Origin of the sequence: Castellaniella sp., assembly GCF_034675845.1 — a bacterium.
Taxonomy (GTDB): domain Bacteria; phylum Pseudomonadota; class Gammaproteobacteria; order Burkholderiales; family Burkholderiaceae_B; genus Castellaniella.
On sequence record NZ_JAUCCU010000001.1, the window covers coordinates 86,336 to 102,695 of the forward strand.

A 16,360-nucleotide genomic window follows, 5' to 3' on the forward strand; every position below is an offset into this window, starting at 1 on the left:
GAATATCGATTTCACGTCTAAAATGCGGTAATCGCAAGACCAACAAGGCCATGGCAAATCCTCACCGCAAGTCTATGATCCCGACGACGTTCTACGAGCATGCTCGCCGTAGCCGTCGGCTGTACTGGTTGACGCCAGCCGGCGTGCTGGTGCTGTACCTATGCGTCATGGGAGCGTTCGTCTGGCTGCAGCGCCTGCAAAGCGACAGCGTGATGTTTGTCACCATCGATCAGGAAACCCGCCAGCAGCGATTGATGATGGTGGTTTTTGCCTTGTCGGTGGTCATCATCTTCAGCCTGCTGGCGCTGTGGCGCTATACCCGCTTTCGTACCCTGGCCGAATCCGCCCTGATTGCCGAGACCGGCTTTCGGCGCGCCATGGAAAACTCCATGTCCACCGGCATGCGGGTATTCGATATGCAGGGCCGCATTGCCTATGTCAATCCGGCCTTCTGCCGCATGATAGGCTGGAACGAAGCCGACCTGATCGGCCGCACCGCGCCCTTTCCTTATTGGCTGCCCGGGCGGCACGATCACCACCGCGAAACCTTGGCCCAGCTGTTGTCTGGCCGCACCCCCAGCAGCGGACTGGAAATCGAGGCCCAGCGCCGCGACGGCTCGCGCTTTACGGCACGCATGTACGTGTCCCCCCTGCGTGACCCCAAGGGCGAACAAATCGGCTGGATGACCTCCATGACCGACATCACCGAGCCCAAGCGCATCCGCGAGGCCCTGACAGCCGCGCACGAACGCTTCATGACGGTACTGGAGGGCCTGGATGATGCGATTTCGGTAGTCGCCGACACCCCTGAAGGTCTGGAACTGCTGTTTGCCAACCGCACCTATCGCCGCTTGTTCGGCGCTCAGACCAACGGCCACGCCCAGTTGCTGGGCGGCCGCACAGGGCGGTTTACGGATGAATCCATGGAGATATTCTCGTCCAGTGCCGAGCGCTGGTTCGAGGTCCACCATCGCATGCTGGCCTGGACCGATTCGCGCCGCGTCCGCCTGCAAGTCGCACGCGACATCACCGAGCGCCGCAAACACGAAGAGGCCTCGCGGATGCAACAGGAAAAGGCTCAACTGACCAGCCGCCTGACCACCATGGGTGAAATGGCATCCTCTTTGGCCCACGAACTGAACCAGCCTCTGACCGCCATCAGCAACTATAATATGGCGGCTGTTGCCATGGTAAAGTCAGGCAAGGCATCCACCGAATCCTTGATCCAGGCGCTGGAAAAAGCTTCTCAGCAGGCCGAACGCGCAGGCAAGATCATCAGCCGCATCCGGGAATTCGTCAAACGCAGCGAGCCGCGCCGCCAGGCTGTAGGCTTATCACGGATTGTGGAAAACGCCGTGGGTTTTGCCGACATCGACGCACGCAAGCGCCAGATCGAAATTGTCCAGAGCCTGCCCGACCCCATGCCAGCCGTCCTGGCTGATCCCATCCTGATCGAGCAAGTGCTGCTGAACCTGCTGAAAAACGGGGTTGAGGCCATGGAGGACAGCGAATACCGCAGCCTGCATGTCAACATCACCGACCAGAGCCCGCAAATCGAAATCGCCGTGATCGACCGTGGTCACGGCCTGCGCAACCCAGACCGTCTGTTCGAGCCTTTTTACAGTACCAAATCCGAAGGCCTGGGCATGGGGCTGAATATCTGCCGTACCATTATCGAATCCCACCATGGGCGTCTGTGGGCCAGCCCGAACCCCGAAGGCGGGACTATTTTCCGCTTTACCTTGCCCAAAGCGCCTGACGGCGTACCGGCCCCGGAATCACCAGAGGAAACGCAAGCATGATAGACCCTCAAGTCTCCAGCATTATCTATATCGTCGATGACGACGAAGCCGTCCGCGATTCACTGCGCTGGCTGCTGGAAGCCAACGGCTACGCCGTCCGCAGCTACGCCGGTGCCGAGGAGTTCCTCGAAGCCTATAACCCGGATCAGATCGCTGTCCTGATCGCCGACGTGCGCATGCCCGGCATGAGTGGCCTGGAACTGCAGGAAACCCTGATCGCCCGCAAGGCGCCCCTGCCCATCGTCTTCATCACCGGGCACGGCGATGTCCCCATGGCCGTGTCCACCATGAAAAAAGGTGCCGTCGATTTCCTGGAAAAACCCTTTAACGAAGCCGACCTGCGCCGCATCGTGGCCGGCATGCTGGAACAAGCGACCGAAAAAGTCCGCGATGCCCTGGCCCAGCGCAACCAGGAAGCCGTCCTCAGCCGCCTGACGGCTCGCGAACAGCAGGTGCTGGAACGCATCGTCGCCGGACGCCTGAACAAGCAGATCGCCGGCGATCTGAACATCAGCATCAAGACCGTTGAGGCCCATCGCGCCAACATCATGGAAAAACTTGAAGTCACCACGGTGGCCGACCTGATGAAAATCGCCTTGACGCGCCCCGAAGAGGCCCACTCATGAGCGCCCGCCTGATCGACGGCAAAGCCCTGTCGGCCCAGGTGCGCGCTCAGGTTGCCGAACGCGTGCGCCACCTGAAAGCCCAAGGCGTCACCCCTGGACTCGCTGTGGTCCTGGTGGGCGAAGACCCTGCGTCACAGGTCTATGTGCGCAACAAGGCCGCCGCCTGCGAGGCCGCCGGCATGCTGTCGCGCGTGATCCCCCTGGGTGCCGATACCCCCGAAGGCGAGCTGCTGGATGTGATCGAAATCCTGAACGCCGACCCCGCCATCCACGGCATCCTGGTGCAGTTGCCACTGCCCGGCCACATCGACACAGGCCTGGTCATTGAGACCATCAGCGCCAAAAAAGACGTCGATGGCTTTCACATCAACAATGCCGGCTTGCTGATGACCGGACGCCCGCTGTTTCGCCCCTGCACACCGTATGGCGTGATGCGCATGCTCGAAGCGGAAAACGTGCCGCTGCGCGGCACCGAAGCGGTCATCATCGGGGCCAGCAATATCGTGGGCAAGCCCATGGCCATGCTGCTGCTGGCCGCCGGCGCCACCGTGACGCTGTGCAACTCCAAGACCCGCGACCTGGCAACCCAGGCCCGGCGTGCCGACGTGCTGGTGGTGGCCACCGGCAAACCGGGCATCGTCAATGGCGACATGATCAAACCCGGCGCAGTGGTGATCGACGTCGGCATCAACCGCCTGCCCTCGGGCAAGCTCACGGGCGACGTGGATTTCGAATCCGCCGCGGCTGTGGCTGCCGCCATCACCCCGGTTCCCGGCGGCGTAGGCCCCATGACCATCGCCATGCTGCTGGTCAACACCACGGAAGCCGCCGAACGCACGCTGCAATCTTGAATAACGGGGCATGCGCCCCCATCTGATGCCCATGAAGCAAACACCCCACGCCGCAGACAACCCGCTCCTCGTTCCGGCCGAGGCATATGTCGACTATGCGGCGGTCAGGCCCGAGCATATTCAGCCTGCCATCACCGCCTTGATTGCCGACACCCGGACAGCCATCGAGACCGCCACCAACCACGCAGAGGCGCCCAACTGGGAGAACCTGATCGAGGCCATCGACGACCCGTCCGAGCGCCTGCACCGGGCGTGGTCGATTGCCGGGCATCTGAATGCCGTGGTCAATACACCCGAACTGCGCGCAGCCTATAACGACTGCCTGCCCCTCATGAGCGAATTTTCCACCTGGGTGGGTCTGCACCAGGGCTTGTTTCAGCGCTACCGCATCCTGGCCGGCAGTCCTCTGTATGCCACGCTGTCGCCGACCCGCCAACGCATCATCGACCTGGCCCTGCGCGATTTCCGCCTCAGCGGGGTCGAACTGCAGGGCGAGGCGCGCGAGACCTACGCCCGCAATGCAGATTTGCAGGCACAGGTCGCGCAAAAATTCTCCGAAAATGTCATGGACGCCACCGATGGCTGGTCCTTGCTGATCACCGACGAAACGCGCCTGCGCGGCCTGCCCGAGAGCGTCGTCGCCCAGGCCCGCCAACTGGCCCAGTCGACCAGCGAGGACGGCTGGAAGCTGAGCCTGCACATGCCCTGCTATCTGCCCGTCATGCAGCATGCCCAGGATCGCGAGCTGCGCCAGACAGTCTATCGCGCCTACGGCACCCGGGCCTCCGACCAGGGCGACGTGGCCTTCGACAACTCTGAATCCATCGAATCGCTGCTGGCCCTGCGCGCCGAGGAAGCCTCCTTGCTGGGTTACGCGGATTTCGCCGCCCTGCGCCTGGAAACCCGCATGGCCGATAGCGCCGATCAGGTGCTGAGCTTCTTGCGCGAATTGGCTGCCAAGGCCCGCCCCAGCGCCCAGCACGATCTGGACGAACTACGCCGGTTCGCCGCCCAGCACCTGGGGCTGAACTCGCTGGAACCCTGGGACGTCGCCTATGCCTCCGAGCGTCTGCGCGAGCAACGCTACGCCTATTCCGACGAAGAACTGCGCCCCTACTTCACCGAATCCCAGGTTCTGAAGGGCCTGTTCGAGGTCATCCACACCTTGTTTGGCGTGCGCCTGCAGGCCTGCGATGCGCCCGCCTGGCACGCCGATGCCCGTATTTATCAGGTTCTGGATGCCCAGGGTCAACAGCTTGGCCGCCTGGGCATCGATCTCTATGCCCGCCCCGGCAAGCAAGGCGGTGCCTGGGTCGATAGCGAACGCAGCCGCCGACGCCATGGCGAATCCCTGCACTGCCCGCTGGCCTGGCTGACCTGCAATTTTTCCGCGCCCCATGATGGCGGCGAAGCACAACTGACCCACGACGAGGTCATCACGCTGTTCCACGAAAGCGGCCACGCCATGCATACGCTGCTGTCACGGGTGGATGAACCCGGCGCTGCGGCTTTTTCCGCCGTCGAATGGGATGCCATCGAGCTGCCCTCGCAGTTCATGGAAAACTTCTGCTGGGAATGGGGCGTGCTGAAATCCCTGACCCGCCATGCGGACACGGGCGAATCCCTGCCCCGTGCGCTTTACGATAAGCTGACCGCCGCCCGCAATTTTCAAAGCGGCTTGCAGACGCTGCGCCAGGTCGAGTTTTCACTATTCGACATGCTGATCCATACACAGAATCATGGCCTGTCGATCAGCGCCGTACTGGACACACTGGATCTGGTGCGCCAGGAAGTCGCTCTGCTGACACCGCCCGCCTGGCATCGCTTCCCGCATGCATTTTCACACCTGTTCGCCGGTGGCTATGGGGCAGGCTACTACAGCTACAAATGGGCTGAAGTCCTGTCTGCCGACGCCTTTGCCGCCTTCGAGGAACAGGCCCAGGATCAGGATGACGGGACCCGCAACGTCTTTGATCCCGAGACCTGCCAGCGCTATCTGGATGAAGTCATTGCCGTGGGCGGCTCCCGGCCCGCAGCCGACTCCTTCCGCGCTTTTCGCGGCCGCGACCCCGCCCTGGATGCCCTGCTGCGCCACAGCGGCCTGACCGAGGCCTGAGGCCATGGGGATGACCGGCTACCTGCCTGGGCGGCTGCGCTGCCTGGCCGTCACCCTGGCGCTCTTGTTGCTGGGGGTCGGCGTTGCGCACGCTGCCGTGCATCCGGTGCGCGGCTTCCTGCCCGACCTGAAGTTCAGCCTGCAAGGCGCCAACGGCACCACGATTACCCAGCAGGCCTTTGAAGGCAAGGTCGTGCTGATGTTCTTCGGCTATGCCAGTTGTCCGGACATCTGCCCCACCACCATGGCCCAGCTGGCTCAGGTGACTGCAGCCCTGGGACCACAGGCCGATCAGGTGCGGATTGTGTTCATCAGCGTGGACCCGCACCGCGATACGCCTGATATTTTGCAGGCCTATGTCGATCTGTTCGATCCCCACGCCATCGGCCTGACAGGCAATGAACGCGAAATCGCGGATTTGGCCCGGCGCTATCGCGTGGCCTACCAGATCGAGCGGCCCGACCCCGACAGCGCAAGCTACGAGGTCGCCCACAGCCGGGGGATTTATGCCTTCAATCAGGTCGGCCAAGCCGTCTGGCTGGCCTCGGACAGCGAGGCCCAGGAGGACCTGCTGGCAGCGCTGCGCCCACTGCTGAAATAAAGTCTACGGTCAGGCGGCACCTTTCAGGGCATCCCGCAAGGCTGTCCGAACGCCTTCCTGGATGGTTGGATGATAAAACGGCATCCCCAACATCTGCGGCACGGTCATATCCATCTGCAGGGCCCAGGCCAGCAGATGCGCCACATGCTCGGCATCCGGGCCGATCATCTCTGCCCCGATAAAGCGCTGGTCCGCCTGACGCATATACACGTGCAGCAGGCCCTGGTTGCGCAGCATGACCCGGGAGCGACCCTGGCGCGTCCAGTCCACCGCCCCGACCCGCATGCTGGCGGGATCATAGGCGCCAAAGCCACCGCCCACCTGCATGATCTGAGGATTGCTGAAGACGATGGCCAGCGGCGCCCGGCGCGCACCCGCCTGCACATCGGGCCAGGCAGCGGCATTGCGCCCCGCCAGGCGGCCATCATCCGAGGCCTCGTGCTGGATGGCATGCCGCCCTGTGACGTCCCCGGCCAGGAACACTGGCTGGCCACGCACCTGCAAGGTGGCCGGATCGATCTCCGGCATGCCGCGATCATCCAGCGGCATGCTGGTGCGCTCCAGGTGCAAGGCCGCCAGCGCGGGCCTGCGTCCGGCCGTCAGCAATACCCGATCAAAGGATTCCTGGGTTTCGGGCCCATCCCCGACCGTCCAGCCGACCCAGGCCTGCTGACCTTCCCGACGCACCGTGGTGACGCGGGCATCCTGCACCAGATTCAATTCCGGCGCCAGCACATCGACTGCCGCCTGACGCACCGCCGGATCCGCCAGATGCGCAAAACTGCCCGAGCGATTCAAGACCCGCACCCGCACGCCCAGGCGCGCCAAGGCAAGGCCAAGCTCGACCCCGATCACGCCCGAGCCGACCAATAGCACGCTGCGCGGCAAGTCCTGCCAATCGAAGACATCATCATTGACAATCACCAGCTCGCCCAAGGGGCGATACAGCTCGGGTACCACCGGCTGGGTGCCCGTGGCGATAATGATGCGCGACGCGTGGATCTCGTGTCCCTGGTCGCTTTGCAGCACGCCATCACGCAGAAACTCCACCCGAGCATCCAGACGGTGTTCCGGCGGCATGGCCTGGACGTCATCCACCACAAAGCTGACAAAACGGTCGCGCTCGCGTCGAACCCGATCCATCACCGCCACCCCGTCGACCTGGGGTTGACACGGCACCTGCACCCCGAAATCCGGTGCATGGCGCACCGCAGCGGCGGCTTCGGCAGCGGCAATCAGCAGCTTCGAAGGCATGCAGCCCACCCGGGCGCACATGGTGCCGTGCGGGCCGGATTCGATCAGCAAAGGCTTTAGCCCAGCCTTGATGACTTCACGGTAGGCGGGCAAGCCGGCAGAACCGGCACCGATAATCGCCACATCACAGTCGATACGGGTATGCATAGTGCCTCTCTGGTCAGACCGGCTGTACGTCGTAGCCTTCTTCGGCAATGGCCGCTTTCAAGAGGGCGGCATCCACCGCTGCCTCGATGCTGACCCGGTGGGTACTCAGGTCAATGTTGACACTGGCCCCAGGGGCGGCAGCCTGCACGGCCTGGGTAATAGCCTGCACGCAGTGATTGCAGGTCATGTCGGACACAAGAAATTCGGTTTTCATCAGAGTCTCCATAAAAGGCTTGCAGATATGTTAAACCTTGACACCATGTCAGGCACAAACAGCCTTGACCTTACCATAAGGTCAAGGCTGATTCTGTGATCTACTGCATCAACCGGAACGACCCCATGACTGATACATCCCTCCCCGGCATCGACCTGGATATCGACGGCATGACCTGCGCATCCTGCGTGCGCCGGGTCGAAATCGCATTGAAATCCGTCCCAGGCGTGGCCCAGGCCAGCGTCAACCTGGCCACGCATCGCGCCCATGTCACGCTGGCCCAGCCAGATACCACCCTCCAGGCGCTGATCGAGGCCGTTGATAAGCGTGGTTATGCCGCCCGTTTGGTCGATACCCAAAAAGCCACCACCGCCGACGACCCCGCCGACGAAGACGCTCTGGCTGGGCGGCAGTTTGCCTGGGCGCTGATATTCACCCTGCCCGTCTTTGTGCTGGAAATGGGCAGCCACCTGATCCCCGCCCTGCACCACTGGGTGCAGGCCAATATACCCGGCCAGGCACTGGCCTGGATACAGCTGATTCTGACAACGTTGGTGCTGGCAGGGCCGGGGCGCAACTTCTTCAGCCGGGGTTTCAAGGCGCTGGCCCATGCCGGCCCCGATATGAACACTCTGGTAGCCCTGGGGGCAGGCAGCGCCTGGCTGTATTCCACCCTGGTCACGCTGGTGCCGTCGATTTTTCCCGCTGAATCCCGTCATCTGTACTTTGAAGCCGCCGCCGTGGTCGCCACTCTGATCTTGCTGGGGCGCTGGCTGGAGTCCCGCGCCAAGGGCCGGGCAGGCTCGGCCATCCGCCAATTGATGGGCTTGCAGCCGCGCACAGCCTGGGTCCGGCGCGCAGGCGAATGGACGGAACAGCCCATCGACAGCCTGGTGCGCGGCGATGAAGTCCGGGTGCGGCCCGGCGAGAAAATTCCGGTCGACGGCGGCGTGATCGAAGGCGAGTCCTGGGTGGACGAATCCATGATGACCGGCGAGCCCATGCCCATTGCACGCCGCGCCGGGGACCGCCTGATCGGCGGCACCTTGAATACCCAAGGCAGCCTGGTCATGCGTGTGACCGAGGTCGGGGCGGATACGGTCCTGGCGCAGATTGTGCGCCTGGTCGAACAGGCCCAAACCAGCAAGCTCCCGGTTCAACAGAAAATCGACCAAGTCACCGCCTGGTTCGTCCCGGCGGTGATGCTGCTGGCGCTGCTGGCCTTTGCCGCCTGGTGGGCCTGGGGGCCAGAACCAGCCCTGGCCCATGCCCTGATCGCCGGGGTGGCCGTGCTGATCATTGCCTGCCCTTGCGCCATGGGTCTGGCGACGCCTATCTCGATCCTGGTGTCCACGGGACGCGCCGCGAACCTCGGTATCCTGTTTCGCCAAGGTGATGCCCTGCAGCGCTTGCGCGATGCGCAGGTCATTGCCTTTGATAAAACAGGCACGCTGACCCTGGGACGCCCTGCCCTGACGGATCTGTTGATCCAGGATGGCCAGCCTTACGATGACACCCTGCGCGTCCTGGCGGCTGTGCAAAGCGGCTCGGAGCACCCGATTGCCCACGCCATCCGCGCTGCCGCCCAGGCCGCCGCGCTGGAAGTCCCGGCAGCTACCCACTTCGAAGCCATTACCGGTGCCGGGGTGCAGGCTCAGGTCCATGCCGACGCCTATCTGATGGGTTCGCTGCGCTTGATGCAGGATCGTGGCGTCAGCCTGTCCGATGCCGTCCTGGCGCAGGCCGAAACGCTGGGCGAAGCGGGCAAGACCCCGTTTTATGTGGCGCGCAATGGCCAGTTGGCAGCCTTGGTCGGCGTCGCCGACACGTTGCGTCCATCCGCCCGCCCGCTGATTGCACAATTACATGCCCTGGGTCTGAAGACCGCGCTCATCACCGGCGACCATCAGGCAGCGGCGCAAGCCGTCGCCCAAACCTTGGACATCGATATCGTCCACGCGCAGACCTTGCCGGAAAACAAGGCCACACTGCTGAAAGAATTGCAGCAATCCGTGGGGCCGGTCGCCTTTGTGGGGGATGGAATCAACGATGCTCCGGCCCTGGCCAGCGCCGATGTAGGTATCGCCATGGGCCACGGCACGGATGTCGCCATCGAATCCGCCGACGTGGTGCTGATGAACGAAGACCTGGAGTCCGTGGCCCGTGCCATTACCTTGTCACACAAGACCTTGCGCAACATCAATCAGAATCTGTTCTGGGCCTTTGCCTATAACGCCGCCCTGATTCCTGTAGCGGCCGGCGCCCTGTATCCCTGGACCGGCTTGCAGCTCTCGCCCATGCTGGGTGCGGGGGCCATGGCCTTATCCAGCGTGTTTGTCGTCACCAACGCCTTGCGCCTGAAGACCCAATCCCTGACGCCCAAGACCTAAGGAGCACGCATGCATACCATCGGCGACGCCGCCCGGCTGACCGGCTTGAGCCCGAAAATGATCCGCTACTACGAGGCCCAGGGCTTGTTCAGCCCCCAGGGCCGCAGCAGCGCGGGCTATCGGCTTTATAACGAAGCCGACCTGCATGCCTTGCGTTTTATCCGCAGCGCCAGAGAATTAGGGTTTTCTTTGGCGCAAATCGGCGAACTGACCGACTTATGGCACAACCACCAGCGCACCAGTGCCGAAGTCAAAAAACTGGCACTGGCGCATATTGACACTTTGGAAGCCAAGGCCGCCCTGCTGCAGGGCATGGCCAATACGCTACGCACCTTGGCGCAGCACTGTCACGGCGACCAACGGCCCGAATGCCCCATCCTGGAGGGCATCGAGGCTCAGGCGTGCCACTCGCGCACGAACTCCCGGTAATCCGGTCGTACCACGGGCACGAGTGGATCGATCGGCGTGCCGATGGCCAGATAGCCCATGAAATGTTCGTCCAGGGGGTCAAAGCCCAAGGCTGCCCCCATGCCATCCAGATAGGTTCCTAAGCCCGTGCTCCAAAAACCCTGAAAACCCTGCGCATGCGCGGCATTCAGCATGTTCATGACGGCAGCGCTAACGGACAGATGGCTTTCTTCGGGACGGATGCGGCCAGCCGGATCAGGCCGGCAAGCCAGCAGAATCACCAACGGCACCTGAGACAACCACTTGCGTGCCCCCGCGACTTTATGCTCGGGCAAGGGCTTGTTTTCATCAAGCCCCACCTGGACAGCGATGTCTACCAACGCAGGCACATCCGAACCACTGACCAAGGCAAAGCGCCAGGGATGCACGGCGCCATGATCCGGCGCCCGCATGGCGGCCTGCAGGATCAGGTCCAGCTGGGCGGCATCAGGCCCCGGCGTCTGGACGAATTTGACGGATTGACGAGTCAGCAGCACATTCAAAAAATCAGGCACACCAGGCTCCCATGGGTGGACAAGAATCAACAGGCAGATGCCTGGCGGATCAAGGCTTTCATGCGCCGGATGGCCGGTTCCCAGCCATCAAAGACCGCGCGGGCGACGATCGCATGGCCAATATTCAATTCGCTGATGCCCGGCAAGGCCGCCACAGCAGACACATTATCGTAGTGCAGGCCATGGCCGGCATTGATGCGCAAGCCCAGGCCTACCCCCACCGCAACGGCGGCACGCAGGCGCTCTAGTTGACGCGTCTGTTCGACCTCGTCGGTGGCATCGGCAAAAGCCCCCGTGTGCAGCTCGATAATGGATGCCCCCGCCCGCGCCGCAGCCTGGATTTGGTCTGCATCCGGGTCGATGAAGAGCGACACCCGAATACCGGCATCCTGCAAATGCGCGACTGCCGACTGGGTTTCGGCATAACGGCCCAACACATCCAGCCCGCCTTCGGTGGTCAGTTCCCGGCGGTTTTCCGGCACCAGACAAACATCCTGGGGCTGGATTTCGCAGGCAATCGCCAGCATTTCCGGGGTGATGGCGCATTCCAGATTCATGCGGGTGCGCAAAATCGGACGAATGGCACGCACGTCCGCGTCCTGGATGTGCCGCCGATCCTCGCGCAGGTGCAAGGTAATCAAATCAGCGCCGGCATCCTCGGCACGCACGGCGGCTTCCAGGGGATCGGGATATGTCGTCAGGCGCTGTTGGCGCAATGTGGCGACGTGATCGATATTGACACCGAGTTCCATTACTTATCCTTCGTCGACAAGACATCATCCGCAGACCAACCCCCGCCCAAAGCTTTGTAGAGTTCGACCCGATTGAACAAGGCGGCGGTTCCTAGCTGGATGAATTGTTGCTGTACACCATAGAGATTGACCTGCGCTGTCTGTACCTGCAAGAAACTGTCGATGCCGGTTTCATAGCGGATCTGGGACAGATTCAAGGCCTTCAGGGCCGAGGCCTCAGTGGCGCGCACGGCATCCAGCTGGCGGCTGTAGGTGGCCTCGCCCGCCAGCCCGTCGGAGACCTCGCGAAACGCGGTCTGAATGGCTTTTTCGTAGCTTGCCACGGCAATATTGTTGCGCGCCTTGGCCAGATCCAGGTTACCCCTGATCCCCCCGCCGGCAAAGAGCGGCATCTGGATCTGGGGACTGAACTGCCAGTAGCGGTGGCTGCCGCCAAACAAGGCACCCAGTTCGGGGCTGGCAAAACCCAGCAGGCCAGTCAGGCTGATGCTGGGGAAAAACGCGGCCCGGGCTGCCCCGATCTGGGCATTCGCGGCCATCAGCGCGTGCTCTGCGCCGATGATGTCGGGACGGCGCTCCAGCAACTGGGACGGCAGGCCCGCAGGCAGCGCGGCCAGCAACTGGTCGCGCCCGAACGGCAACGCCTTGGGCAGGTCTTCAGGCACAGGGGTGCCTAGAATCAGTTGCAAGGCATTATTGGCCTGCTCGATACCACGCTGCGCAGCCACCAGATCAGCGCGCACCGTATCCAGCTGAGCCTGGGCCTGAGCCAGATCCAGATCCGAGGCCACACCGACATCGAAGCGCGCCTGCACCAACTGCAGCGAACCTTCTCGGGCAGTCAGTGTCTTGTCCATCAGCTCGTGCAGTGACTGGGCGGAGCGCAGGTTGAAATAAGCCTCGGCAGTCTGGGCAACCAGGCCTAACTGCACCGTGCGGCGGGCCTGCTCAGTAGACAGATATTGCTGGTAAGCAGCCTCGCTGAGGTTACGCACCCGGCCAAAGAAATCCAGTTCGAAGGACGTCATGCCAACACCCGCCATATAGGTGCGGCTGACTGAACTGCTGTCTGAGCCGGCGCGCATGTTTTCCGGCAGCCGGGTGACTTGACCGTTGCCGCCAACCCCCACCGTCGGAAAGAGATCGCTGCGAGCGATGCCGAATTGGGCGCGGGCTTCTTCGACGCGCTGAATGGCGATGCGCAGATCGCGGTTATTGTGCAAGGCAAGTTCGATCAGAGCTTGCAGCCTGGGGTCTTGAAACACATCGCGCCAGGCGGGCAAATCGCCCCCCGGCTGGGCGCTGGCTGCAGCCCCGGCCGCCACAATCGGGAACTGATCCGGCACCGGCGCAGAGGGCCGCTGGTAAGTGGGCGCCAGAGAGCAAGCCCCCAACACCAGGCTCAAGACAGTCATGGCTCCCAAGCGGGCGGATTGCGTCGGCGACATCATGAGCGGTCTCCTGTGCTGGATTCCTCGGATGACGGAATGACGGGCGCCTGATGGCCCAGCAGTTTTGGTTTCGTCTTGAACAATTTCAATACCACAGCAAAAAAGGTCGGCACAAACAGCACAGCCAATGGCGTCGCCGCCAGCATGCCACCCATCACCCCCAGGCCGACCGCATTCTGGCTGGCAGCCCCGGCGCCATTGGCCAACACCAGGGGCAGCACGCCCAGAATGAAGGCAAAAGAAGTCATCAAGATGGGCCGAAAACGCAAGCGGGCAGCCTCGATGGCGGCTTCCTTGAGGCCGGCGCCGCTGGCATAAAGGTCTTTGGCGAATTCGACGATCAGGATGGCGTTTTTGGCCGCCAGCCCGATCACCGTCACCATCCCCACCATGAAGTAGACGTCGTTGGATTTGCCCATCAGGCTGCTGAGCAATACGGCCCCCAGCATCCCCAGCGGCACCGCCAGCATGACCGACAGCGGAATGGCCCAGCTTTCGTACAAAGCAGCCAGCACCATAAAGACCACCAGAACCGACAGCGCCATCAGGATCGTGGATTGGTTGCCTGCCTGGATTTCCTGGTAGGACAAGCCGGTCCATTCGTAGGCCAGGCCGCTGGGCAGCTGAGCAACCAGGCGCTCCATCTCGGCCATGGCCTGGCCGGTGGCATAGCCCGGCGCGGCAGCGCCCCCGATCCGGACGGACTCGTAGCCGTTGTAGCGCACCACCTGGACAGGCCCCGAGCCCCACTCGACCGAGACGAACGAGGACAAGGGGACAGGTTCGCCCTGATTGTTGATGGCATTGAGCTGCAGAATATCGTCCGGGCTCATGCGGGCGGATTGTTCGGCCTGCACCCAGATATTTTGTACCCAACCCTGGTTAGTGAACTTACCCACATAGGCCGAGCCAATCGCGGTACTGATCAGGCTGGCCGCTTCAGAGAAATCCACCCCCAGGGCGGCGGCCTTGGAACGGTCGATCTGAACGTGCAGCTGTGGCCCTGCCCCCAGGCCGGTAATGCGAGTCCCCGTCAGAATCGGGCTTTGCGCCGCCAGTTGCAGCAGCTGTTGGGCGGCCGCCTGCAGGGCATCATTGCCGACGCCGCTGCGGTCTTCCAGACGCAGGTCAAACCCTGCCGCATTGCCCAGCGACGAAATGGCCGGCGGGATGATGGAAATCACCATGGAGTCCGGCAGGCCAAAGAGCAGCTTGCCCATGGCCTCGCCAGAAATTGCCTGGGCGGAATTCTCCGGCCCCTTGCGTTCGGCAAAGTCCTTCAGGGTGACGAAGGCAATGGCGGCATTCAAGCCGTTACCATTGAAGCTGAACCCCTGCACCGCAATGGTATTGGCCACCTGCGGCAGATTCATGAAGTATTGCTCGACCTTCTCGATGGTTTCAATGGTCCGATTAGAGGTGGAACCGGACGGCAGCTCGATGTTGGCGATCACATAGCCCTGGTCTTCCTCGGGCAGAAAGGACGTAGGCAGACGCAGATACATCCAGCCCAGTACCCCCACGATCAGCAGAAACACCAGCATCATGCGCAATGGCCGCCCCAGGCTGCGCTGTACCCAGCCCGTATAGCCGTTGGTGCTGCGCTCGAAGAAGCGGTTGAACCAGCCGAAAAAACCACCCTTTTTGGCATGTTCGCCTTTGGCGATGGGCTTCAGAATGGTGGCGCACAGCGCCGGGGTGAAGCTCAGCGCCAAAAAGGCCGAAAATAAAATGGAGACCGCCATGGCGACCGAAAACTGGCGATAGATGACCCCCACCGAACCGGACATGAAGGCCAGCGGCAAGAACACCGTGGTCAGCACCAAGGTAATGCCGACGATGGCCCCGCTGATCTGCGGCATGGCTTTGCGGGTGGCTTCTTTGGGGGACAGGCCTTCCTCGGCCATGATGCGCTCGACGTTCTCGACCACCACAATGGCATCATCCACCAGAATCCCGATGGCCAGCACCATGGCAAACATGGTCAGGACGTTGATGGACAGCCCCATGGCCATCATCACGGCAAAAGCCCCCAGAATGGCCACCGGCACCACCAAGGCAGGAATCAGGGTATAGCGGACATTCTGCAAGAAAATGAACATCACCACGAACACCAGGATCATGGCCTCGAACAGAGTGTGAACCACTTGCTCGATGGACAGTTCCACATAGGGCGCCGTGTTGTAGGGGATATCGTAGGTGATGTTGTCTGGGAAAAAGGCCGCCAGTTCATCCATCTTGGCCTTGGCCAGGCGTGCTGTTTGCAGGGCATTGGCCGTTGGCGTCAGGGATAGGGCGAATGCGGCGGTTGGCTTGCCGTTCAGGCGAGCGCCAAACTGGTAATTGTCAGATCCGAGTTCAACCCGCGCCACATCATGGATGCGCACAGAAGAACCATCGGCATTGGCCCGCAAAATGATATTGCCGAACTCTTCAGGGGTCTTGAGTTCGCCGTTGACGACCAGCGGTGCAGACACGCGCTGGCTGGCCGGGTTGGGCGGAGCCCCCAGAGAACCGCCTGAGATCAGCATGTTCTGGCGTGAAATCGCATCGTTGACCTGGGACATGCTCAGCCCAAAGCCCACGAGCTTCTGGGGATCGACCCAGACACGCATGGCCCGCCCCGAGGCGAACAGCTGGAAGTTACCCACGCCCTGTACCCGCGACATGGGGTTCTGGACGTTACGCGTGATGTAGTCGGCCAAGGCGGTCTGATCCATGGAGCCGTCTTTGGACGAGAGCGTAACCACCATCAAAAAACCCGAACTGGTCTGAGTGACCTGCAGGCCTTGCTGGATGACGGCGGCGGGCAGCTTTGCCGTGACGTTGGACAGGCGGTTTTGTACGTCCACCTGAGCCATGTCGGGGTCCGTACCCGGTGCAAATGTCACGGTGATCTGGGCCTGGCCGTAAGAGTCACTGACGGACTCGTAATACAGCAGCCCCTGGGCGCCGTTCAGTTCATTTTCGATGATACTGGCGACGTTGGTGGCGACTTCGGCCGCCGAGGCCCCTGGATAGGTGGCACTGACGTTGATCGTGGGTGGCGCGACCTCGGGGTATTGCGCCACCGGCATATTCGGCAGGGCCATGATACCGGCCAAAGCAATGGCCAGCGCCACTACCCAAGCAAAAATCGGCCGTTCAATAAAAAACTGTGGCATGAGAGCTCGCGTGTAAACCGGGTGAAGGAG

13 protein-coding genes are annotated in these 16,360 nt (G+C 62.4%); 7 read left to right on the forward strand and 6 right to left on the reverse strand.

What is annotated here, in order from left to right; all coding sequences use genetic code 11:
- Positions 1-50: 50 nt before the first annotated feature.
- The 5 genes from VDP81_RS00445 to VDP81_RS00465 are packed head-to-tail and all read left to right on the forward strand — an operon-like array spanning position 51 to position 5,996.
- On the forward strand, positions 51-1,802 hold the full coding sequence (locus tag VDP81_RS00445) for a PAS domain S-box protein (protein WP_322994939.1): 1,752 nt from the start codon (positions 51-53) through the stop codon (positions 1,800-1,802).
- A complete protein-coding gene (locus VDP81_RS00450; protein WP_322994938.1) occupies positions 1,799-2,428 on the forward strand; it encodes a response regulator transcription factor in 630 nt (209 codons plus the stop codon). The genes VDP81_RS00445 and VDP81_RS00450 overlap by 4 nt, the downstream gene beginning before the upstream one ends.
- On the forward strand, positions 2,425-3,279 hold the full coding sequence (folD, locus tag VDP81_RS00455) for a bifunctional methylenetetrahydrofolate dehydrogenase/methenyltetrahydrofolate cyclohydrolase FolD (protein WP_322994937.1): 855 nt from the start codon (positions 2,425-2,427) through the stop codon (positions 3,277-3,279). The genes VDP81_RS00450 and folD overlap by 4 nt, the downstream gene beginning before the upstream one ends.
- A 10-nt stretch (positions 3,280-3,289) precedes the next feature.
- Complete coding sequence (locus tag VDP81_RS00460; RefSeq protein WP_323011241.1) at positions 3,290-5,395, forward strand: M3 family metallopeptidase; 2,106 nt, start codon at positions 3,290-3,292, stop codon at positions 5,393-5,395.
- Between the two features lie 10 nt (positions 5,396-5,405).
- Positions 5,406-5,996 (forward strand): SCO family protein, encoded by a 591-nt coding sequence (locus tag VDP81_RS00465; RefSeq protein ID WP_323011242.1) that lies wholly within the window; start codon positions 5,406-5,408, stop codon positions 5,994-5,996.
- 9 nt (positions 5,997-6,005) lie between these two features.
- Here the strand turns inward: VDP81_RS00465 and VDP81_RS00470 are convergent, their stop codons facing one another.
- The gene (locus VDP81_RS00470) at positions 6,006-7,397 is read right to left on the reverse strand and encodes a dihydrolipoyl dehydrogenase (RefSeq protein ID WP_323011243.1); all 1,392 of its coding nucleotides are present in this window, start codon (positions 7,395-7,397) and stop codon (positions 6,006-6,008) included.
- A gap of 13 nt (positions 7,398-7,410) precedes the next feature.
- Complete coding sequence (locus VDP81_RS00475; RefSeq protein WP_322994933.1) at positions 7,411-7,611, reverse strand: heavy-metal-associated domain-containing protein; 201 nt, start codon at positions 7,609-7,611, stop codon at positions 7,411-7,413.
- 125 nt (positions 7,612-7,736) lie between these two features.
- Between VDP81_RS00475 and VDP81_RS00480 the strand changes: the two genes are divergently transcribed.
- Together VDP81_RS00480 and cueR are read left to right on the forward strand one after the other, a co-directional pair.
- Positions 7,737-10,001: a heavy metal translocating P-type ATPase gene (locus VDP81_RS00480; RefSeq protein ID WP_323011244.1), complete on the forward strand. Its 2,265-nt coding sequence runs from the start codon at positions 7,737-7,739 to the stop codon at positions 9,999-10,001.
- A 9-nt stretch (positions 10,002-10,010) separates the two neighbouring features.
- Positions 10,011-10,430, forward strand: a complete 420-nt coding sequence (gene cueR, locus VDP81_RS00485) for a Cu(I)-responsive transcriptional regulator (protein ID WP_323011245.1) — start codon at positions 10,011-10,013, stop codon at positions 10,428-10,430.
- Here cueR and VDP81_RS00490 read toward each other — a convergent pair.
- From VDP81_RS00490 to VDP81_RS00505, 4 genes are read right to left on the reverse strand one after another with little or no spacing between them, the layout of a single operon-like run.
- Positions 10,397-10,963, reverse strand: coding sequence for a nitroreductase (locus tag VDP81_RS00490; RefSeq protein ID WP_323011246.1), 567 nt, complete (start codon positions 10,961-10,963; stop codon positions 10,397-10,399). The two genes, cueR and VDP81_RS00490, sit on opposite strands and share 34 nt — an antisense overlap.
- Positions 10,964-10,989: 26 nt before the next feature.
- On the reverse strand, positions 10,990-11,715 hold the full coding sequence (gene pdxJ, locus VDP81_RS00495; RefSeq protein WP_322994929.1) for a pyridoxine 5'-phosphate synthase: 726 nt from the start codon (positions 11,713-11,715) through the stop codon (positions 10,990-10,992).
- Positions 11,715-13,163: an efflux transporter outer membrane subunit gene (locus tag VDP81_RS00500; RefSeq protein WP_323012372.1), complete on the reverse strand. Its 1,449-nt coding sequence runs from the start codon at positions 13,161-13,163 to the stop codon at positions 11,715-11,717. The genes pdxJ and VDP81_RS00500 overlap by 1 nt, the downstream gene beginning before the upstream one ends.
- Complete coding sequence (locus tag VDP81_RS00505; RefSeq protein ID WP_323011247.1) at positions 13,163-16,330, reverse strand: efflux RND transporter permease subunit; 3,168 nt, start codon at positions 16,328-16,330, stop codon at positions 13,163-13,165. Before VDP81_RS00505 ends, VDP81_RS00500 begins: the two co-directional genes overlap by 1 nt.
- Between the last annotated feature and the right edge of the window lie 30 nt (positions 16,331-16,360).

Coding starts and splice junctions, on each gene's coding strand:
- VDP81_RS00445 (WP_322994939.1), top strand. CDS start 51: ATGGCAAATCCTCACCGCAAGTCTATGATCCCGACGACGTTCTACGAG.
- VDP81_RS00450 (WP_322994938.1), top strand. CDS start 1,799: ATGATAGACCCTCAAGTCTCCAGCATTATCTATATCGTCGATGACGAC.
- folD (WP_322994937.1), top strand. CDS start 2,425: ATGAGCGCCCGCCTGATCGACGGCAAAGCCCTGTCGGCCCAGGTGCGC.
- VDP81_RS00460 (WP_323011241.1), top strand. CDS start 3,290: ATGCGCCCCCATCTGATGCCCATGAAGCAAACACCCCACGCCGCAGAC.
- VDP81_RS00465 (WP_323011242.1), top strand. CDS start 5,406: ATGACCGGCTACCTGCCTGGGCGGCTGCGCTGCCTGGCCGTCACCCTG.
- VDP81_RS00470 (WP_323011243.1), bottom strand. CDS start 7,397: ATGCATACCCGTATCGACTGTGATGTGGCGATTATCGGTGCCGGTTCT.
- VDP81_RS00475 (WP_322994933.1), bottom strand. CDS start 7,611: ATGAAAACCGAATTTCTTGTGTCCGACATGACCTGCAATCACTGCGTG.
- VDP81_RS00480 (WP_323011244.1), top strand. CDS start 7,737: ATGACTGATACATCCCTCCCCGGCATCGACCTGGATATCGACGGCATG.
- cueR (WP_323011245.1), top strand. CDS start 10,011: ATGCATACCATCGGCGACGCCGCCCGGCTGACCGGCTTGAGCCCGAAA.
- pdxJ (WP_322994929.1), bottom strand. CDS start 11,715: ATGGAACTCGGTGTCAATATCGATCACGTCGCCACATTGCGCCAACAG.
- VDP81_RS00500 (WP_323012372.1), bottom strand. CDS start 13,163: ATGTCGCCGACGCAATCCGCCCGCTTGGGAGCCATGACTGTCTTGAGC.
- VDP81_RS00505 (WP_323011247.1), bottom strand. CDS start 16,330: ATGCCACAGTTTTTTATTGAACGGCCGATTTTTGCTTGGGTAGTGGCG.